This window comes from Rhizobium tibeticum, assembly GCF_900110205.1.
GTDB lineage: Bacteria > Pseudomonadota > Alphaproteobacteria > Rhizobiales > Rhizobiaceae > Rhizobium > Rhizobium tibeticum.
Genome location: NZ_FOCV01000004.1, coordinates 84,290 through 104,759, shown reverse-complemented (window position 1 = coordinate 104,759; position 20,470 = coordinate 84,290). Strand labels below are relative to the sequence as shown.

The following is a 20,470-nucleotide window of genomic DNA, read 5'->3' as shown; positions in this document are numbered from 1 at the left end:
GAGATTGAAAGCCTCTTCCCAATAGGCTACGACCTTGGCCTTCTCCGCGGGGATTTTCAAGATCATGGCAGACGACAAGCTTCACGGCACAGCAGCGGGCAACCCGCGCGTCGAGCTCCTGCTCGTCGGCATGAATGGCGACCTGCGCGGGAAGCAGATTCCGCTCGACGCCCAAAAGAAAATCTGGGCCGGCGAAGTGCGCCTGCCCTCCTCGACACAGTCGCTCGATATTTGGGGGGACGACAACGACGACATCACCGGCCTTTCGCTTTCCGTCGGCGATCCCGATGGCAATTGCATTGCGGACGAGCGCAGCCTGGCTGCGATGCCATGGGCGCCCGAGGGTTCGATGCAAGTGCTTGCAACCATGCACGAGTTCGATGGCACGCCGAGCTTCATGGATCCCCGAGCTATCCTTGCATCCGTGCTGAAGCGGTATGAAGTGCGCGGCCTGAGGCCAGTCGTCGCGACCGAACTCGAATTCTACGTCGTCGAACCGGATTGGCGCGAGACCGGCCGGCCTTCGCCGCCTGTCAATCTCACTTATCGCGGCGAGCCGAACGGCTTCCAGCTCTATGACATGAGCGCGGTCGATGCGCTCGATGACTATCTGCAGACCGTGCGCGCCTATGCCAAGGCGCAAGGGCTACCGGCAGATGCGACGACGGCGGAATTCGGCCCCGGACAGTTCGAGATCAACTTGCTGCATCGCCCCGACGCCCTCGCCGCCGCCGACGACTGCATCTATCTGAAGCGCATTGTGGAACAGGCGGCGCGCAAGCACGGACTGAAGTCGACCTGCATGGCCAAACCCTACTCCGATCATGCCGGTTCGGGCCTTCACGTGCACGCCAGCGTCATCGACAAGGATGGAAGCAATCTTCTCGATGCAAAAGGCGACGAACCGCGAAAGCTGAAATCTGTCTGCGCCGGCCTGCTTCAAACCATACGGGATGCGCAACTCGTCTTCGCGCCGTTCGCTAACTCCTATCGCCGCTTCCAGCCCGGCTCGTTCGCCCCCGTCGACCTGACCTGGGGCTACGGTCACCGTGGCACAGCTGTCCGCATACCCGATCTGAATGGCCCGGCCGCTCGCGTTGAACACCGCGTGGCCGGAGCCGACGCAAACCCCTATCTGCTGCTTGCTGTCATTCTCGGGGGAATGCTGCTCGGCATCGATTCCGAGCTCGATCCCGGCGAGGAGACGACACCTTCACACACGCCAGAAGACACGACGCAACTGACCCACGATTTCCTGACGGCGGTCGACGCTTTCAGCGCCTCCCCGTTCATCGCAGACACATTCGGAAAGCGCTACCAGAAGCTCTACGGCGACACGAAGCGCAAGGAAGCCATCACCTACCTACGCACAGTCTCGGATTTTGACTACCGCACGTACCTGCCGCGCCTGTAGTCTCCACATATCGTCGATCAATGCTCGACGATGAGACCATGCTGACGTGCGCCTGACCGGATCCGGAACTCCCGCGACATAACAACGCTTGGATTGCTAGGGAGCGACTTCGCGCCGCTCGGCTTCGTCAATCTGCGCCGCAAGTCCTTGCCGGACCAAAACCTTGAGTTCGCCGGGATGCAATTTCAACGCAACGTCCCGCTCCAGCGGACGCAACTCGCCATCCATCACGCAATTCGCCTTTGAATGAAGCTTGGGAAAGTGCAAATGTACTTGCGCCGGATGCATGATCATCACGTCCGCATTCTCCCTCACCTTGCCTCTCAAGAGGTCGATCGCCAGGCGTGCGACGCCGAGCGGTTTCAGCGGCTTGGCGGTATAGAAGCCCAGTTCGCCGCCGGTGAGGCTGTCTGCATAAAGCAAGGCATTCTGGCCGAAAGGGTTGTTCGAAACCGAGACTGCGGAAACGCGGCGGCGCTCGTAAACGCCCGCGGCTTCAAAGTCGACCTCGAATTCGGGCGGATTGAGCACGACACCGAAGGCGGCACGCGCGCTTGCTCCGATCTTTCCGAGACGCGAGCGGTATGTATAGGAATTTCGATAACGAACCATGCGCGCATGAAGCCCGGCCGAGAATTGATGAATGAAGGGCCGGCCGTTGGCGCTGGCTATATCGACGTGATCGACTTCGCCAAAAGCGAGTGTCTCAAGCGCCTGCCAGATGTCGAGGGGAACGCGCAAGGAACGGGCGAAAAGGTTCATTGTACCGGCCGGCACGACGCCAAGTGCAATACCGTTCTTCCAAGCTATGGACGCAGCCGCCGAGATCGTCCCGTCGCCGCCGCCAGCGACGATGCCATCGATGTCGTCACGGCGGGCCGCCCGCTCCATGGCAGGCACGATCTCCCTACCGGAGAAGACGATTGCATTGAAATCGTGGCCAGCCTCCCTGAAGACCGCTTCGGCCCGGCTTTCATAGGCTTCCATATCGGTGGTTCTGAACGTCCCGCCATCGCGATTGAAAAAGCCAATAAGTTTCATATGGTTCCTGTTATCCGCAGCAAAAGGCGACAACCTGTCCCGCGCTGCTAAGAGATGGTTCTTGCACCCGCGATTTCAAGCTGAAACGCGCTTGGCGAACTTCAGGAGCGGCGGCAGGGCCACCAAATTTGCAAGGCACGTATGCATGTGAGGGGACGCTGCACTGCAGAAAACGCACTCGACCTCCAGCAGCTATCGTTGATAGATGGGCCGTGGGGCATCGCCCCCATCTCCCTTCATGTCCCAGCCTACCGGTCACGGCTCTCGGTTCCGTCCCGTACGTCAAGCATCGAATGCCAAGGAGTGCCTCTTGAGCCAGCTCGCCGTAAACGATTCCATTGACACAAGCTCTGTGGTCGAAGCCCCATCGCCGACGGCGATTGCGCTCGTGCAGCTGGCGCTTGCGTGCGGCGGCTTTGGCATTGGCACCGGCGAGTTCGCGATCATGGGTCTTCTGCCGAATGTGGCCGACACGTTCTCGGTGACAACTCCGCAGGCAGGCTACGTAATCAGCGCCTATGCACTCGGCGTCGTTGTCGGTGCACCCATCATTGCGGTGCTTGCCGCAAAGATGGCGCGCCGCTCGCTGCTCCTGCTCGTTATGGGCATCTTTGCCGTCGGCAACATCTTGAGCGCGATGGCGCCAACCTTCGAGAGCTTCACGGTGATGCGCTTCATAACGGGCCTGCCGCATGGTGCCTACTTCGGTGTCGCCGCAATCGTCGCTGCATCCATGGTGCCGATGCACAAACGCGCTCGCGCCGTCGGCCGCGTCATGCTCGGGTTGACGGTCGCGACTTTGCTCGGGACGGCGCTCGCCACCGTGTTCGGGCAGTCGCTCAACTGGCGCCTTGCCTTTACGATCGTCGGCATCATCGGCCTTCTGACGGTTGCTCTGATCTGGTATTACGTACCGCGCGACCGTGTTGCCGAGGGTGCAAGCTTCAGGCGGGAACTCGGCGCCTTCAAGCGCCCGCAAGTCCTCCTGACGCTTGCGACGGCATCCGTCGGCTTCGGCGGGATGTTTGCCATGTTCAGCTATATCGCGCCAACCACGACGCAAGTGGCGATGCTGCCAGACAGCATGGTCGCCGTAATGCTGATCATCTTCGGCATCGGCATGAACGTTGGCAATGTCGTCGGCTCCTGGTTCGCCGACAAGTCGCTGATGGGAACGATCGGCGGCTCCCTTGTCTTCAACATCGTCGTGCTGACGATGTTCTCCCTGACGGCCGCCAGTCCCTTCATGCTGGCCATTTGTGTATTCTGCATCGGTTGCGGCTTTGCCGCGGGTCCCGCAGTCCAGACCCGTCTCATGGATGTCGCCGCCGATGCGCAGACACTGGCTGCCGCGTCGCACCATTCCGCCTTCAATATCGCGAATGCGCTTGGTGCCTGGCTCGGTGGCCTGGTCATTGCACAAGGCTACGGCTTCGCCGCCACCGGCTACGTCGGCGCGATCCTGTCGTTGATCGGTATCTTTGTGTTTGCAGCGTCCCTAGGCCTCGATCGCCGGAGCGCCTGAGGCGGCCGAGACGTCGCGAAGGTGGCGCCCCTCCGGGAGGCAGAAGACATTCTCCTCCCCCCAGGCGGCGAGCGCATTGATGACAGGCTTCAGCGTTATGCCGAGCGGCGTCAACGCATAATCGACACGCGGCGGCACGACAGGGAAGACCGTCCGCGAGACGAGGCCCGATTCCTCCAGCTCACGCAACTGCTTCGTCAGCATCCGTTGCGTCACGGAGGGCAGCTTGCGACGCAGTTCGTTGAAGCGCAGCGTCCCACCCATCAGATGGAATAGGATCACGCCCTTCCACTTTCCGTCCAGGAAACTCAACGTCGCTTCGACGGGGCAACCCGGAAAGTTGCGGGTCAGCTTGGCACGAGGGAGCGACATTTGACGGTATCCTTTTTGGTACTACGTACAGAATTTGTGCATTCTTGTCCTTGTCGAGCATAAGACGCATCTAGCCTCTGTGCAAACGAACACAGGAGTTTTCCATGCGCGCCGTCGCCTACAAGGTTCCTCAGCCCATCTCCGCCGAAACGTCCCTGATCGACGTCGATCTACCGATCCCGGAAGCGAAGGGTCATGATTTGCTGGTCGAGATCAAGGCGGTATCCGTCAATCCGGTCGACGTGAAGGTGCGCGCTGGCGTTGCGCCTGCTGCTGATGAATTCAAAGTGCTCGGATGGGACGCCGCCGGTGTCGTCAAGGCGGTCGGCCCGGAGGTCACGCTGTTCAAAGCCGGCGATGAAGTCTTCTACTCCGGGGTAATCAATCGCCCGGGTTCCAATGCCGAATTCCACCTCGTCGACGAGCGGATTGTTGGACGCAAACCGAAGACGCTCGACTTCGCCTCAGCTGCGGCCTTGCCTCTGACGTCGATCACCGCTTACGAAGCGCTTTTTGATCGGCTGCGAGTACAAGATCCGGTTCCGGGGGCCGCACCGGCAATCCTTATAATCGGCGGCGCTGGAGGCGTCGGATCGGTCGCGATCCAGATCGCACGTGCGCTGACGGACCTGATGGTCATTGCAACGGCATCCCGGCCCGAAACGAGCGAATGGATCAAGCAGCTTGGCGCCCATCATGTCGTCGACCATTCACAGCCGATCGCCGCGCAGGTGGCGGCCCTCGGCTTTGGCGCCCCGGGCTTCGTCTTCTCGACGACCAATACCGATCAGCACATCAAGGAAATCGTTGAGTTGATTGCGCCGCAGGGCCGCTTCGCGCTGATCGACGATCCGACGACTCTCGACATCGTGCCGTTCAAGCGCAAGGCCGCGTCCATCCATTGGGAGCTGATGTTCACGCGACCGCTCTTTGGCACGCCCGACATGATCGAACAGCACAAGCTGCTCAACAAGCTTGCCGAACTCGTCGATGCCGGAGAGATCCGCACGACGCTCAGCGAGACGCTGGGCACGATCAATGCTGCCAATCTGAAGAAGGCGCACCTGATGATTGAAAGCGGGCGGACGAAAGGAAAGCTGGTTCTGGAGGGCTTCTAACACCTCCCGCGATTCAAACAAAAGCTGCTCGAACGAAATGCCGCGCCGGAAGGTGCGGCATTCTGGCACCAAGAGCCTCAAGCGCTTGACTTTTCTGCCAATTGAGACCACCTACAGCCATACGCGGATTACGTCCGTTTTCCGCGGATATCAACGGAGCCATCATCACGATGCCAAGCGACAGTAGCAGTCGATTGCCTTTGCCGTACGCGGCCCTCGTGCGCTGACCGACTCCTGTCGGGCTCGCCCGTCGGACGCTGCGGCGGATCGACGGAAAGGCGAGCCTATGAACATCAATCGCTTCCCACGGCGGGCGGGCCATGCCGCTCGTTTCTTCACCAACGACCACCTCGGTGCCATCACGACGGCCGAGCGCGTCGAACGGCTGAACGCACTTGAAATCCCCGAAGCTGCAGCAATCCTGGTAACGCTGCCGCAGCAGAAGGCTGTCCGTATTCTCGGCCGCCCTGAGCTGCACAATGCCGCAGCGATCATCGCTCAAATGCCGGTCGATCACGGCGCACGCCTGCTGAACGCCACGGCGAACGACCGCGTTGCGGACCTCTTTCAGGAAATGAACGAAGAGGCCCGCGCGCACCTGTTCTCGCGGCTTGACCGTACGACCTGCCTTGCCGTCCAGCACCTGATGGGCTATCCGCCCCGCACGGCCGGCAGCATCATGACGACGGAGTTCGTCAGCGTGCCCGACATCTGGACGGTCGAGCAGACGCTGGAGCATGTGCGCAAGGTCGAGCGTTCCCGCGAGACGGTGTATGCCATCTATGTTCTCGACGCGGTGAGCCACGTTCTGACGAGCGTCGTTACGCTGCGACGTCTGATCACCGGCGATCCCGGCGAATCCGTTCTCACGGTTGCGCAGAAGGAAGGGGTTGTGCGTGCCGATCCGCTGATGACGCAGGAAGATGTCGCCCGGCTGATCCGCAAGCACAATCTGCTGGCCCTGCCTGTCGTCAGCGAGGACGGCCACATGCTCGGCATCGTCACGGTCGACGACGTTATCGACACGATGATTGCCGACCAGACCGAAGACGCCCATAAGTTCGGCGGTATGGAAGCACTCGGCAAGCCGTATATGAAGATCGGCTTTGCCGGCATGATCCGCAAGCGTGCAGGCTGGCTCTGCGCCCTCTTCCTCGGCGAAATGCTGACGGCAAGCGCCATGCAGCATTTCGAAGGCGAGTTGGAAAAGGCGATCGTGCTGACGCTATTCGTGCCGCTGATCATGAGCTCGGGCGGCAATAGCGGTTCGCAGGCAACGTCGCTGATCATCCGTGCGTTGGCGCTCGGTGAGCTCAAGCTCTCCGACTGGTGGCGTGTTCTTTTGCGTGAACTGCCGACGGGCATAGTGCTGGGCTCGATCCTCGGCCTCGTCGGCTTCGCCCGCATCGCGCTCTGGCAGAATATTGGTCTCTTTGACTACGGCGAGCACTGGGTCTTGGTCGGTTTCACGATCTTTACCGCGCTGATCGGCATCGTGACTTTTGGTTCGATCTCCGGCTCAATGCTGCCTTTCATCCTGCAGAAGCTGCGGCTCGATCCGGCCAGTGCTTCCGCGCCCTTCGTCGCAACTCTTGTCGACGTGAGCGGACTGGTGATCTACTTCTCGGTCGCGGTGCTGATCCTCAGCGGGACGCTACTCTAAGCATGAAAACGGGGCCGATCGGCCCTGCTTTCATTACGGCCCAGGCAGCTTCAACGCTCCATGGGTTTTCATGCTGCGGATGGCGAAGTTCGAGCGGATATCGCTGACATTCGGCAAGGTCAGCAATGTGTCCGTCAGCAGCCGCTCATAGGCTGCAAGGTCCTCGACCACGACCTCGGCCAGGAAGTCCGCCGTTCCGGATATCAGGAAACACGAGACCACCTCGGGAATGGCGAGCAACGCCGCCTCCTGCGCTTGCGCGTTCTCGCGGCTGTGATGGGCGACCTTGAGTTCGACAAAAACAGTCAAGCCGAGACCGACCTCCTTGCGGTCGATGTCCGCGCGGTAGCCGCGGATGACGCCGGTCTTTTCGAGGTTGCGGATTCGACGGAGGCAAGGCGACGGCGACAGATTGACCTTCTGGGCGATCTCCACGTTGGTTGCGCGCGCATCCTCCTGCAGGCATTTCAATATCGCCAGATCGAAATTATCCAGATTTGGCATTATCGGTAACATCCATTGAGCTTCTTGGCAGATAATTGCTTATGCTAGCATTATGATGGCATAGATAGCAAGGACATGCCTCGCCGTTTCCGCCTATTCTTCTCTCAACCGGACAGCCTCCGGACGATCATGAGAGGAGAGATCGATGAGCGTCCTTGCCTTCACAAACAATGAAAAGTCCACTTCGACATCTGTTGGATATGCGGGTGCCGTCGTCACGGTCCTGATCTGGGCGGCGTGGATCTTGGCGACCCGCCACAGCGCGACGACACAGCTTGGAACGATCGATATCGGCCTGATCCGTTACGGCATTCCAGCCCTCGTGCTGGCGCCCGTCTGGCTGAAGACCGGCTTGCTGCCGAAGGGCGTGCCGCTTGGTATGCTCGCTACAATGGTCGCCGGTGCAGGCGCCGTCTTCTTCCAGCTGACCACATCGGCGATTCATTCGACCCCTGCATCTGCGGCCGGCATCCTGCTCGGCGGTTCGATGCCGCTCGCCGCGGCCATTATCGGCATCGTCGTTTTCCGTGAACGACCGGACTTCACACGGTTGCTTGGCTTGGCTGCGATTGTCACGGGCGTCGGCATCCTGCTTGTCCGCAGCCTTGTCGGTGCGGCCTTGCCCTGGAGCAGCTTCGTCCTGCTGCCGATGGGGGCAATTCTCTGGGCAAGCTACACGCACGCCTTCCGTCGCTCCGGCTTGAGCGCCGTGCAGGCCAGCGCGCTGATCGCCATCTGGTCATGCCTGATCCATGTTGGCCTTGCCATCGTCTTCGGCACCTCGATTGCCAGCGCACCGCTTGCCGAAGTCGGCCTGCAGATGTTGAGCCAAGGCATCCTTTCCGGCCTCGCCGCGACTGTCGCCTATGGCCTAGCCGTGCATGCGCTGGGCGGGACGCAGGCTGCCGCCTTCACCGCGATCACGCCGGTGCTGGCGACCATCGGCGGCGGCGTGCTGCTTGGGGAGGAGATCGGGATTGCGGAGATTGCTGCCGCTGTCGTCACCGGCATTGGCGTTGCCCTTTCGACCGGCATTGCATCGCGCAGGTAGTGGCGCAAAGCACCCTTCGAGCCGGCGGTCGCTCCGCCGGCTCGTTCCTTTGAATGCTACGGCTCTCCAAAGGCGAGCACCATCGCGATCCGTCGATCAGGATCCATCCCGGTCTCGATCTCATAGTCCAGCTTCTTCTGCAGAAACTGCGGCATTGCCTCTGGTTCCGGCTCTATAAAGCCCAGAGAAGCATAGAATGGCGCATTGAAGGGCACATCGCGATCGGTCGTCAGCGTCACCCCTGAGAAGCCGCCCGCACGGGCCATTTCGATCACTGCCAGCATCAAGCGCCGTCCGGTTCCTCGGCGCTGCCATGCCTGGCAAACATCGAACTCGATCACGTAAAGCGAGGTTTCAATTTCCTCAGCCGCGAGAAAGGCGATCGATTGATCCTCGTCATCGGCGGCCACAAGCAGGAGACCCGCATCGAGCGATCGCTGCAAGACATCACGCGGCAATGCGTGCGGTTCCCGCACGACGCCGAGCGCCTCCGCCAATGTTGCGAAGGCATCTATTTCGATCTCGGTCAGACGCGGCAAGTCGTCGAGACGTGCCTGACGTATGATGCAGGCTGGCGTCTCGCTCATGCCTGCTCCTCACATATTCGGATAGACCGGCCCCTCGCCGCCCTGTGGCGGCACCCAGTTGATGTTCTGGTTGGGGTCCTTGATGTCGCAGGTCTTGCAGTGGACGCAGTTCTGGGCGTTGATGACGAAGGTCTCCTTGCCATCCTTCTTAACCCATTCGTAGACACCAGCCGGACAGTAGCGGGTCGAGGGACCGGCATAGATGTCGTGCTCGGACGATATCTGCAGCGCCATATCCTTCACCTGGAGGTGCACCGGTTGGTCTTCCTCATGGTTGGTGTTCGATAGGAACACCGAGGAGAGACGGTCGAAGGTCAAAACGCCATCCGGCTTCGGATAGGCGATCGGCTTGTGCTTGGAGGCCGGTTCCAGCGACGCCGCATCGGTCTTGCCGTGCTTCAGCGTGCCGAACAGCGAGAGGCCGAAGAGCTGGTTCGTCCACATGTCGAGACCGCCGAGCGCCACGCCGATCGCCGTGCCGAACTTCGACCACAGCGGCTTGACGTTGCGCACCCTCTTCAGGTCCTTGCCGATGTCGCTCGAACGCCAGTCGGTCTCGATCTCGACCACCTCGTCATTGGCACGGCCCGCCGCGATCGCGGTAGCGATCCGGTCCGCCGCCAGCATGCCCGACAGCACCGCATTGTGGCTGCCCTTGATGCGCGGCACGTTGACAAAACCGGCCGAACAGCCGATCAGCGCGCCGCCGGGGAAGGAAAGCTTCGGCACCGACTGATAGCCGCCCTCGGTGATGGCCCGCGCCCCATAGGACAGCCGCTTGCCGCCCTCGAAGGTTCCGCGGATCGCCGGATGCGTCTTGAAGCGCTGGAATTCTTCGAACGGATAGAGATAGGGGTTCTTGTAGTTCAGGTGGACGACGAAGCCGACGGCAACGAGGTTGTCCTCCAGGTGATAGAGGAAGGAGCCGCCGCCGGTCTTCATGCCGAGCGGCCAGCCGAAGGAGTGCTGCACGAGGCCCTGTTTGTGGTGCTCGGGCTTGACCTGCCAGAGTTCCTTGATGCCGATGCCGAACTTCTGCGGCTCACGGTCTTTGGATAGATCGAATTTGGCAATCAGCTGCTTGGCGAGCGAGCCGCGCACGCCTTCGCCGATCAGGGTATACTTGCCAAGCAGCGCCATGCCGCGGGTGTAGTTCGGGCCGGGCTCGCCGTTCTTCTCGATGCCCATGTCGCCGGTGGCGACACCAATGACCGCACCCTCCTCATTGTAGAGCACTTCGGTTGCGGCAAAGCCGGGATAGATTTCGACGCCGAGTTCTTCCGCCTTGGTGGCGAGCCAGCGACAGACGTTGCCGAGCGAGACGATATAGTTACCATGATTGCTCATCAGCGGCGGCATCAGGATATTCGGCAAGCGCACCGAGCCTGCCGGACCGAGCACCAGGAAGTGGTCGTCCGTCACCTCCGTCTTGAATGGATGGTCAGCCTCGTCGCGCCAGCCGGGCAGCAGACGGTCGATGCCAATGGGATCGACGACGGCACCCGACAGGATATGCGCGCCGACTTCGGCCCCCTTCTCGAGCACGACGACCGACAGCTCCGCATTGACCTGCTTCAGACGGATCGCAGCCGAAAGCCCCGCAGGACCGCCACCGACGATCACCACGTCGAATTCCATGCTCTCGCGTTCGGGCAGTTCACTCGTATCAGTCATGCATCCATCTCCGCTCGGCCGACATTGCTGCCATTTCCCCGTAATGGGACTATCTCTTGGCAAAACAGGGAGCCATTGTCGAGCCGGGAAACGACAGCCAATCCCCCAATTCGCGCAACGGCATTTCTGGCCTCAAAGAATTATATGCAGTTTACGTAAACGTCAAATACCAAACAAATGGCCGTCCCGCCACTTTCATCGGCTTTTGCACCACCATATAGAGGGATGGACGACTGGAGGAATATGGCATGGATCTTGGCATCAAAGGCAAGCGCGCACTCGTCTTGGCGTCATCGCGCGGATTGGGTCACGGCATCGCGGTGGCTTTGGCGCGTGAGGGCGCACATGTTCTTCTCTCCGGGCGCAGCGGCGAGACGCTGGAGGCAAACTGTCGCGCGATCAATGCCGAGGGCAAAGGCAAGGCGGATTGGATCTGGGCCGATCTTTCCGATGAGACTTTCGTGGAGATAGTGGCCGCCGCGGTGCGCGACAAGTTCGGCGGCATCGATATTCTGGTCAACAATACCGGCGGCCCGACGCCGGGAACGACGCAGGACATGACGCCCGAGAAGCTCGAGGCCTATTTCTTCTCTATGGTCCTGCGGGTCATTGCGCTCACCAATGCACTGTTGCCATCCATGAAGGAACAAGGCTGGGGGCGCATTCTCACCGTCGCATCATCGGGCGTTATCGAACCCATAGCCAATCTTGCCCTTTCAAACACCCTGCGCCCTGCCCTCGCCGGTTGGAGCAAGACGGTGGCAACGGAGATCGGGCGTTTTGGAATCACCTCGAACCTGCTGCTTCCCGGGAGCATCCTGACTGGGCGGCTTGACGATCTCGATGGCGCCGCCGCCAAGCGCACCGGCAAAAGCCTCGATGACATCCGCACCGCAAAGGAAGCGGCGATTCCCGTCGGTCGCTACGGAACGGTGGAAGAGTTCGCAGCAACGGCTGCCTTTCTTTGCAGCCAGCCGGCGAGCTACATTACCGGCAGCCTGGTGCGCTGCGATGGCGGCGCGGCGCGATCCGTCTGATTGCAAAAGGGAAATTGCAAAAACCTGTGCGGCCGAACCTTGTTGACGCCTGCGAAAGGTCACATCAGCACATTCTTTCATTACAGAAATTTAAGCTATTATAACCACTTAGTGATGGCCGGTTGGGAAATTGTGTCTTTTTTGCGCCGTAATAGGCGTGGTTCAATAGAGCCTGGATTTACCCGCAATTTGCCCCAACCCGGTCTCGCTCATGAAGAAATTTTTGGTCACGGTCTGCATCATCGCTGCTGCCAGCGTTAGCGCATGGCGGTATAGGGAAGGCATCCCTTATCTTTCGCAATTTTTACCCAAGACGCCGCAGCAGGCTGATGCCGCCGACGGCAGTCACCCAACGGCGGGCGATGCATCCCAGAAATCCGGTGATCAGAAGGGCAGCGGCAAGGGCCGGAACCGCAATGGCGGACCGACGCTGGTAAAGACTGTCGCCGCGGTAAAGACCACCCTGCCCCGAGACGTCACGGCTTCGGGCTGGGCGGACGCCGACGACAACACGACGATCGCGGCCCAGGAACAGGGGATCGTTACCAAAATCCTCGCGTCGGACGGCGCCACCGTAAAACAGGGAGACCTCATCGCCGAGCTTGATGCCCGCACGGCGCAAGCAACGGTCGACAAGGACAGCGCCATGGTCGTCCGCGACCAGGCCACCCTGGCAGAGGCCGAAACTGCACTGGCACGTGCCAACGACTTGCTGAGCTCAAAGGCCGGCACACAGCAAAGCTATGATCAGGCAAAGGCAGCGCGCGACACAGCATCGGCCACGGTTGAGGCAGACAAGGCGGCTCTCGCTGCTGATCAGGTCCTGCTCGAACATACCGATATCCGCGCGCCCTTCGACGGACGCCTTGGTGATATTGCCGTCAGTCCTGGAGCTTTTCTGAATGCCGGCTCGGCGATCGTAACGATCGCGAAATACGATCCGATCTACGTGAAGTTCCACCTGCAAGAGCGTGACCTGCGGCAGTTGAAGCTTGCACTCGCCGCAGGACCAGTAGACGTCAGCACCGTCCCCCAATCGGACAAGGGCAAGCCGCGCCAGGGTCACATCAGCTTCTACGATAACACCGTTGATCCGGCGTCCGGCACCATCCTCGCGAAGGCGAAGTTTGAGAACGCGTCCGGCGCCCTCTGGCCCGGCCAATCGGTCAACATCGTTGTCCACTTCAACAACAATGAGCAGCAGGTTGTAGTCCCGACCGTTGCGGTCAGTCCGGGCGCCGACGGCTTCTTCGCCGTTGTCGTGCGCGACGGCAAGGCTCATCTTTCGCCCGTAACGGTGGCACGAGCAAACGGTGGCTTCAGCGCCATTACGAAGGGCCTCTCCGAGGGCGACCACGTCATCATCGAGGGACAGGCACAACTTGTCGACCAGCAGCCCGTGAAGGAGCAGTTTGACGATAAGGCATTGAACGTTGCCTCCGCGGACCACGCCGCAAACAAGACCGAAATCCTCACAGCGGGCACGGAAGAATGATACCGAATTTCTGTATCCGACGTCCTGTCGCGACGACGCTGCTTGCCATCGGCGTCGTGCTTGCCGGCCTTGCCGGCTATCAGCTGGTACCGGTGGCAGCCTTGCCGCAGGTGGACTTCCCGACGATCAACGTCTCGGCCGCCCTGACCGGTGCCTCGCCGCAGACAATGGCGACCTCGGTGGCGACGCCACTGATCAAGCAGTTCCAGACAATTCCCGGAATCAGCGAGATCAGCGCCACAAACTCGCTCGGCAATACGAGCATCGTCCTGCAGTTCGACCTCAACCGTGACATCGACGCCGCAGCCGCCGACGTTCAGGCGGCGATCTCGCATGCGACGCGTCAGTTGCCGGACAACATGACGACGCCGCCGAGCTACCGGAAAACCAATCCTGCCGACGCACCCGTTATGTTGCTTGCCGTGCAGAGCGATACCATGCCCCGCAGCAAGCTCGATGAGATTGCCGAGGACATCATCTCGCCCTCGCTTTCGACGCTTCCCGGTGTCGCGGAGGTGTCGGTATTCGGTGCGCAGACCTACGCGGTGCGGGTCGAGGTCGACCCCAACAAGCTTCTCAACCGCGGCATCGGTATCGACACGGTCAACCAGGCCCTGGCTGCGGCCAACAGCCAAGTTCCGGTCGGCTCTCTGCAGAACGACACGCAGAGCATGACGATCAATGCCAATACCCAACGTACCAATGCCGCCGAATTCCGGACACTGGTGATCGCCAACCCGAATGGCGCACCGATCCATCTCGGCGATGTTGCCGATGTGCAAGATAGCGTCGAGAATCTTTACACAGGCAGTTGGTACGACGGCAATCGTGGCATCATCCTCGCCATTCAGCGTCAGCCCGATGCGAACACCGTTGAGGTGGTCGAGGCGATCAACGCGAAGCTGCCGGGGCTGCACGCGGAGATTCCGGCATCGGTATCGACGAAGGTCATGAACGATTCGGCCAAGCCGATCCGCGATGCCATCAGCGACGTGAAGTTCACGCTGTTCCTGACGATCGGCCTCGTCGTCTTGGTCATTTACCTCTTTACCGGCCATCTGACGGCGACGATCATTCCCGGGCTCGCGGTGCCGCTGTCGCTGATCTCCACCTTCGGCATGATGTACGCGCTGGGATACAGCATCGACAACATCTCGCTGCTTGGCCTGACACTTGCGGTCGGCCTCGTCGTCGATGACGCGATCGTCATGCTGGAAAACATTCTCCGGCATGTCGAGGAAGGCATGCCTGTTCTCGATGCAGCGATCAAGGGTGCCGGCGAAGTGAGCTACACGATCATCTCGATGTCGGTGTCGCTGATCGCGGTATTCATTCCGATCCTGTTGATGGGTGGCGTCGTCGGCCGCATCTTCAACGAGTTCGGCATGGTCGTTGCCATTGCAATCGTGGCCTCCGCAATCGTGTCGCTCACGGTAACCCCCATGCTCGCGTCCCGTCTCGGCAGCGGCCACGAGCGCCCGCCGTTCTTTATCCGCTGGTTCGACGCCGGCTTCGAACGGACGCTCCGGGGGTACGAGAAATCGGTCGGCTGGTGCTTGAAGCATCGTCCAACGGTGCTTGCGCTGTTTTTGGCGTCTGTCGGATTGACCATCTATCTGTTCATGACGCTGCCGGCGAGCTTCTTCCCCACGGAGGATATCGGTCGCCTGAACATCTCGACGCGCGCTCGTCAGGATATCTCCTATCCGGCGATGCAGGCGCTGCAGAACCAGGCGGCGGAACTCGTGAAGCAAAACCCTGCCGTCAACCACGTCATGTCGATCGTTGGCGGCAATGCGCGCAGCCCGCTCAACAATGGCACGATGTATGTCGAATTGAAGGACAAGGATCAGCGCCCACCGCTTGACCAGACGTTGAGGGAGTTGCGGGCGAGCATCAGCAAGATCCCCGGCCTGCAGGCCTATATTACGCCTCAGCAAAGCCTCCGCTTCGGCGGCCGCCAGACTGCGAGCCAATACCAACTCGTCGTCCAGGCGCTGAGCGCCGATCAGACGAACCTTTGGGCCAACAAGATTCAGCAAGCGATGCGTGCCGACCCGCGCTTCACCGACGTCACTTCCGACGCCCAGAACAACGCGTTGCAGGCCAATATCGTCGTCGATACGGAGAAGGCCGCGGCCTTCGGCATTACCGACGCACAGCTGCGGACGACCCTGCAGGAAGCCTTTGGGGGATATACGGCGGCACAGATCCAGTCGACTGGCGACAGCTACGATGTGATCGTGGAATACGACACCAGCAAGCCCTGGGACGATCAGAAGCTTCAGGAAATCCGAGTCGCGTCCAACAGTGGCGCCCTGGTTCCCCTGTCCAACTTTGCGACCGTTCAGCGCACGACCGGCCCGGTGACCATCAACCAGACCGGCCAGCTTGTCTCGACGACCGTCTCCTTCAACCTGCCTGCAGGCGAGGCGCTTGGTGACGCCACCGCGGCAATCGATCAAATCAAGAAAGACATCGACATGCCCGCGGACGTCTTCACGTCCTACGGCGGCACTGCGCAGATATTCGAGCAGTCTCAGGGCAACACCCCGCTCCTGATCCTGGCAGCCGTGCTGACGATCTACGTCGTGCTGGGTGTGCTCTACGAGAGCTTCATTCACCCGTTGACGATTCTCTCCGGCCTGCCGGCCGCAGCACTGGGCGCGTTGCTGGCGCTGAAAGTGATGGGCTTCGACCTTTCTATCATCGCCCTCATCGGCCTGCTCATGCTGATCGGCATCGTCAAGAAGAACGCGATCATGATGATCGACGTAGCGCTGGAGAACCTGCGCTCCGGCAATGGCATGTCGCCATCGGAAGCGATCCACGAAGCCTGCGTCCGACGTTTCCGACCGATCATGATGACGACCTTCTGCGCCCTCCTCGGTGCGCTTCCGATCGCTCTTGGGACTGGGGCAAGCTCTGAACTTCGCCAGCCCCTCGGCATTGCCGTCGTCGGCGGTCTTGTCGTTTCGCAAGCGCTGACACTGTTCATCACCCCGGTGATTTTCGTCGAGATGGGTAGGCTCAGCGATTGGCTCCTCAGCTTTGGACGCAGGAAGAAAGCCGAGGACAACGAGCAAGTGCCTCAGGCAATGGCGGCCGAATGAAAGACAAGCGGGCGCCAATGGCGCCCGCTGCATTTTTCGCTCGAAGCCTTGAATAACGACGGCCTCTGTGGCATCACGCGCCCTCTTTGAATTAGGGCGCGTCGTTGCGCGCCTTTGCGGAGCCTGCCTCCGTTCCCAAAAAACAATCGGCATGATGAGGTGCGAGCATGGCTCAGGCGCTGGGATTCGACTTCGGCACAACCAACACAGTTTTGGCGACGGCGGACGGGCAGACGACGCATTCGATGGCCTTCACGAGCGCCGCCGGCGGCGCCGACAGCATGCGCACTGCATTGTCCTTCATGAAGGATCGGCAACTCGGCGCGTCCGCCTTGAAGGTCGAGGCCGGCCACGCCGCGATCCGGCAATTCATCGACAATGCGGGCGATTGTCGGTTCCTGCAATCGATCAAGACCTTTGCGGCAAGCGCTCTTTTCCAGGGCACACTCATTTACGCAAAGCGTCACAGTTTCGAGGATCTGATGGAGGTCTTCATTCGGCGCCTGCGCAACTACGCCGGTGACAACTGGCCCTCCGATGTCAAACGCATCGTTACCGGCCGCCCGGTGCATTTTGCCGGCGCGAACCCCGACCCGGTTCTGGCGACAGAGCGCTACAACGAGGCGCTTTCCCGCTTCGGCTTTCCCGAGGTTCACTATGTCTACGAACCCGTGGCGGCGGCATTCTACTTCGCGCAGAATCTGAAGTCGGACGCCACTGTGCTTGTCGCCGACTTCGGTGGTGGTACGACCGACTATTCGCTCATCCGCTTCGAAACGGTCGGCGGAAAACTGACAGCAACCCCGATCGGTCATTCGGGCGTGGGAATTGCCGGCGACCACTTTGACTATCGCATGATCGACAACATCGTGGCCCCGCAGATCGGCAAGGGGAGCCATTTCAAGAGTTTCGACAAGATCCTTGAAGTTCCGACGAACTACTATTCGAGCTTCGGCCGCTGGAATCAGCTTTCCATCTTCAAGACATCGCGCGAATTCGAGGATCTCAAAAAGCTCGTGCGCGTGGCACTCGAACCCGAGAAGCTTGAGAGATTCATCGATCTGGTCGATCACGACGAGGGTTATCCCCTCTATCAGGCCGTATCGGCCACGAAAATGGCGCTCTCGGCGGCCGACGAGGCCGCCTTCGACTTTGCCCCCCTCGGTCGTGGTGGACACCGGACAATCCGCCGGGCCGATTTCGAAACCTGGATTGCAGATGACCTCGCGCGAATCGAAACGGCGCTTGATGAGGTGCTGGCAAAGACAAACACGACATCAGACATGATCGATAAGGTGTTCCTCACGGGAGGCACGTCGTTTGTCCCGGCTGTGCGTCGAATCTTTACCGAGCGCTTCGACAAGGACCGGATCGAGACAGGCGGCGAGCTGCTTTCGATCGCGCACGGCTTGGCACTGATCGGCGAGCGCGAGGACATCACGCAATGGACGGTGCAATAGGTCGTCCTGCGGCCAACGCGCTCTTTCTTTGACGTCGCGGCTTCGCTAAAGTCCCCGCCATGATCTGCGTCAACGAACTTTCTGCGGGCGAACTCGCCGCGCTTCTGCATTTCCATGCCGAAGCGGGCGTGGAATGGCTGCTCGAAGAGGAAGCCGTCAATCGCTTCGCTGAGTTCGAGGCGTTGAAGGCGGCTAAGCGGAGCGCGGCCTCGTCGCCGCAGGCCACCGAAGCTCGGGAAACCTCGGCCCGCCCAGCAGTTCAGGCGACGCAAAGGAACGCCCCTGCCCCCGAGCGTGCGGTTTTGCGGCCGCAGCCTTCGATCCCCGATGGCGAGGCCGTGCAACAGGCACGCTTCGCGGCCGAAAGCGCCCGTTCGCTGCCGGAGCTGAAAACGGCGATTGAGGCATTCAATGGATGCAATCTCAAGCACAGCGCACGTTCGACGATCTTCGCTAGCGGAGATGCCACAAGCGGGATCATGGTCATCGGTTCGGCGCCCGGGGCCGACGACGATCGTGAAGGCCAACCCTTTGCCGGGCGACCTGGCCAACTGCTCGACAAAATGCTCGCGGCGATCGGCCTGCAACGCGATGCCATAGTGCTGACCCAGGTCATTCCCTGGCGACCACCTGGCAATCGCATTGCGTCGACCGCCGAGATGGATATCTGCCGTCCTTTCATCGAGCGGCAGATCGCGCTTGCCGAGCCAAAGGCGATTCTCGTGCTCGGCAATTTTGCCGCCCGGGTCTTTTTCGGCGAGACCGATACGATTCACGGCTTGCGCGGGCAATGGCGGGAGATCGCGATCGGACACCGCATCGTTCCTGCGATCGCGACATTGCATCCGCAAGATCTATTGACGGCACCCGTCAACAAACGATTGGCCTGGAACGATCTTTTGGCTTTTCAGGCCAAACTGGCGGCACTCTAATATGCCCTCCAAATAGGCAAATCTAAACGTTTTATGAAAAGATCCATGCGATTTATGCATACCTGCCGCTTATTCTAATGCATTGAAAATCTCATGCTGCAGTGCAATATGATGGGGTGTCTTGGGAGGAATCAACAGGAACCAAGGCAATGACTGCACCTTTTCGTTCTATCCACTGCGGGTTTGAAACCCTTCGCCTTGCCAATGAGCAGGGTCGCACAACGCAAAGCTACAACCGCATCGGCTTCGCCACAAACGAGCAGATGGTTGCTCGTGGGACTGGCGCCAGCGGGCGCATCGCGCGTCCCGCCACGATGTTTGCGGATTTCCAGCAATACTAAGGTCGAGGCTGGCATTTGCTGGCCTCTTGCCCATTGCGCACCGTGTCACCAAGCGCGATTATCGCCGATCTGGCCTCTCAGCCGGCCGCGCCTTGCCACACTATCTCGTCCCCCAGTGGAACGCCTCATCAACATAGGCGAATTTGATCGCTTGCCACAGACTGTACTGCTCGACGAACGAGCGCGAGATCCAGAGTACAGGTTTCCTGTCGGTCGCATTCCAGCCAAGAGATCCTTGCTGCGCCGCCTTGGCGAAAAGCCGCTGCAAGTGCGTGCGCGATATCATGAAATCCGCCGCCAGGGCGCGACTGTCGAGATGACCGACTACGACGCGGTCGGGGTCATTTCCTTCCAGATCGATCCGGGAGACAAGATGATCGACGATCAGCCCTCCAGCATCGTTCCACAGGAAAAGCGCCACATGCTCTGAGGGCTCCCGCCACTGCGGATCCTGAAGGCAATTGCGCGCGATCCGCGGCTGCATGATGCGGATCAATTCAGGGTGGGCCTCGACATGGGCAACCCGGTTTCCGCCATCCAGCAGATCAAGGGCTCCGAGGTTCGAGACCAGCCAGCCAAACATCGCCTGATGACTGATCTCTGCCGGCTCGAACTGGCGGGGGCGCCGCCGCTCCGCCCCCGGCTCATAGGCGATGAAGCGGTAGGTGAAGAGTTCGTCGATGAAGCTCAACACCGTGTTGCGGCTGGCCACCTTGCGGGACGTGATCTCGCCCGTCAGCCGCACGGCAGTGAAGCCTGAGGCCGGATCAGCAGGATCGCGCTCCATGGCAAGGGCAAAGGCGGTCTGCGTCAGCAGCCAGCGTTGCTGGGATGCAAGCAATCGTGCCAGTCGCGGGCCAGCATCGAACATGCCGCGCATGCGCCCCGCGTGGAAACGAATGGCTAGGATGAACTGCGGGTTCGCAACCAAGTCTTCGGCACTAAAAGGCATTTTTCTCCCGCCGCGCACATGCCCGGCGTCGGCACCCCAGGCACCACGCCGTCCGATCAACCCATAACATGCGCATTCGCGAATAAATGAAGCTTCGTCAAGTTCATAAGACGCAACAAACGTTCGCTCACGTCACTATTTCGTTTGAAATCCTCCCGCATAACGAGAGAACTTCCGCGACATGATCACAA

17 protein-coding genes are annotated in these 20,470 nt (G+C 60.4%); 11 read left to right on the top strand and 6 right to left on the bottom strand.

All coding sequences use genetic code 11. The annotated features are described in order from the left end of the window. Positions 1-34 precede the first annotated feature (34 nt). Positions 35-1,414 carry a glutamine synthetase family protein gene (locus BSG20_RS05860; protein ID WP_420884114.1) on the top strand — a complete coding sequence of 460 codons (1,380 nt, stop codon included), beginning with the start codon at positions 35-37 and terminating at the stop codon, positions 1,412-1,414. A gap of 96 nt (positions 1,415-1,510) precedes the next feature. Here the strand turns inward: BSG20_RS05860 and BSG20_RS05855 are convergent, their stop codons facing one another. Further along, the gene (locus BSG20_RS05855) at positions 1,511-2,455 is read right to left on the bottom strand and encodes a diacylglycerol/lipid kinase family protein (RefSeq protein WP_072372271.1); all 945 of its coding nucleotides are present in this window, start codon (positions 2,453-2,455) and stop codon (positions 1,511-1,513) included. 310 nt (positions 2,456-2,765) lie between these two features. On the opposite strand from BSG20_RS05855, the gene BSG20_RS05850 reads away from it, so the two are divergent. Continuing rightward, positions 2,766-3,980: an MFS transporter gene (locus tag BSG20_RS05850; RefSeq protein WP_072372269.1), complete on the top strand. Its 1,215-nt coding sequence runs from the start codon at positions 2,766-2,768 to the stop codon at positions 3,978-3,980. Here the strand turns inward: BSG20_RS05850 and BSG20_RS05845 are convergent. Beyond that, positions 3,954-4,352 carry a winged helix-turn-helix transcriptional regulator gene (locus BSG20_RS05845; RefSeq protein WP_072372266.1) on the bottom strand — a complete coding sequence of 133 codons (399 nt, stop codon included), beginning with the start codon at positions 4,350-4,352 and terminating at the stop codon, positions 3,954-3,956. The two genes, BSG20_RS05850 and BSG20_RS05845, sit on opposite strands and share 27 nt — an antisense overlap. A gap of 104 nt (positions 4,353-4,456) precedes the next feature. On the opposite strand from BSG20_RS05845, the gene BSG20_RS05840 reads away from it, so the two are divergent. After that, entirely contained in the window at positions 4,457-5,470 is a 1,014-nt protein-coding gene (locus BSG20_RS05840) for a zinc-binding alcohol dehydrogenase family protein (RefSeq protein WP_072372255.1), read from the top strand. A gap of 286 nt (positions 5,471-5,756) precedes the next feature. Continuing rightward, entirely contained in the window at positions 5,757-7,133 is a 1,377-nt protein-coding gene (mgtE, locus tag BSG20_RS05835; protein ID WP_072372252.1) for a magnesium transporter, read from the top strand. Between the two features lie 33 nt (positions 7,134-7,166). Here mgtE and BSG20_RS05830 read toward each other — a convergent pair whose 3' ends face one another. Further along, positions 7,167-7,637 carry an Lrp/AsnC family transcriptional regulator gene (locus BSG20_RS05830; protein WP_072372249.1) on the bottom strand — a complete coding sequence of 157 codons (471 nt, stop codon included), beginning with the start codon at positions 7,635-7,637 and terminating at the stop codon, positions 7,167-7,169. Positions 7,638-7,782: 145 nt separating this feature from the next. On the opposite strand from BSG20_RS05830, the gene BSG20_RS05825 reads away from it, so the two are divergent. After that, positions 7,783-8,688, top strand: coding sequence for a DMT family transporter (locus BSG20_RS05825; RefSeq protein ID WP_072372246.1), 906 nt, complete (start codon positions 7,783-7,785; stop codon positions 8,686-8,688). A 56-nt stretch (positions 8,689-8,744) separates the two neighbouring features. On the opposite strand, the gene BSG20_RS05820 is transcribed toward BSG20_RS05825, so the two are convergent. Both BSG20_RS05820 and BSG20_RS05815 read right to left on the bottom strand, forming a co-directional pair. After that, positions 8,745-9,275 carry a GNAT family N-acetyltransferase gene (locus BSG20_RS05820; protein ID WP_072372243.1) on the bottom strand — a complete coding sequence of 177 codons (531 nt, stop codon included), beginning with the start codon at positions 9,273-9,275 and terminating at the stop codon, positions 8,745-8,747. Positions 9,276-9,284: 9 nt separating this feature from the next. Further along, complete coding sequence (locus tag BSG20_RS05815; RefSeq protein WP_072372240.1) at positions 9,285-10,949, bottom strand: electron transfer flavoprotein-ubiquinone oxidoreductase; 1,665 nt, start codon at positions 10,947-10,949, stop codon at positions 9,285-9,287. 248 nt (positions 10,950-11,197) lie between these two features. Between BSG20_RS05815 and BSG20_RS05810 the strand changes: the two genes are divergently transcribed. The 6 genes from BSG20_RS05810 (at position 11,198) to BSG20_RS05785 (ending at position 19,327) form a co-directional block, all read left to right on the top strand. Beyond that, positions 11,198-11,986 (top strand): SDR family oxidoreductase, encoded by a 789-nt coding sequence (locus BSG20_RS05810; protein ID WP_072372237.1) that lies wholly within the window; start codon positions 11,198-11,200, stop codon positions 11,984-11,986. Between the two features lie 211 nt (positions 11,987-12,197). Then, the gene (locus BSG20_RS05805; protein WP_072372234.1) at positions 12,198-13,481 is read left to right on the top strand and encodes an efflux RND transporter periplasmic adaptor subunit; all 1,284 of its coding nucleotides are present in this window, start codon (positions 12,198-12,200) and stop codon (positions 13,479-13,481) included. Continuing rightward, complete coding sequence (locus tag BSG20_RS05800; protein ID WP_072372231.1) at positions 13,478-16,594, top strand: efflux RND transporter permease subunit; 3,117 nt, start codon at positions 13,478-13,480, stop codon at positions 16,592-16,594. The genes BSG20_RS05805 and BSG20_RS05800 overlap by 4 nt, the downstream gene beginning before the upstream one ends. A gap of 167 nt (positions 16,595-16,761) precedes the next feature. Continuing rightward, the gene (locus BSG20_RS05795) at positions 16,762-18,054 is read left to right on the top strand and encodes an Hsp70 family protein (protein ID WP_072372229.1); all 1,293 of its coding nucleotides are present in this window, start codon (positions 16,762-16,764) and stop codon (positions 18,052-18,054) included. Positions 18,055-18,113: 59 nt separating this feature from the next. Further along, positions 18,114-18,986 (top strand): uracil-DNA glycosylase, encoded by an 873-nt coding sequence (locus tag BSG20_RS05790; RefSeq protein ID WP_072372227.1) that lies wholly within the window; start codon positions 18,114-18,116, stop codon positions 18,984-18,986. Between the two features lie 149 nt (positions 18,987-19,135). After that, positions 19,136-19,327, top strand: a complete 192-nt coding sequence (locus BSG20_RS05785) for a hypothetical protein (protein ID WP_072372224.1) — start codon at positions 19,136-19,138, stop codon at positions 19,325-19,327. Between the two features lie 100 nt (positions 19,328-19,427). Here the strand turns inward: BSG20_RS05785 and BSG20_RS05780 are convergent, their stop codons facing one another. Further along, positions 19,428-20,279, bottom strand: a complete 852-nt coding sequence (locus BSG20_RS05780; protein WP_072372221.1) for a hypothetical protein — start codon at positions 20,277-20,279, stop codon at positions 19,428-19,430. Between the last annotated feature and the right edge of the window lie 191 nt (positions 20,280-20,470).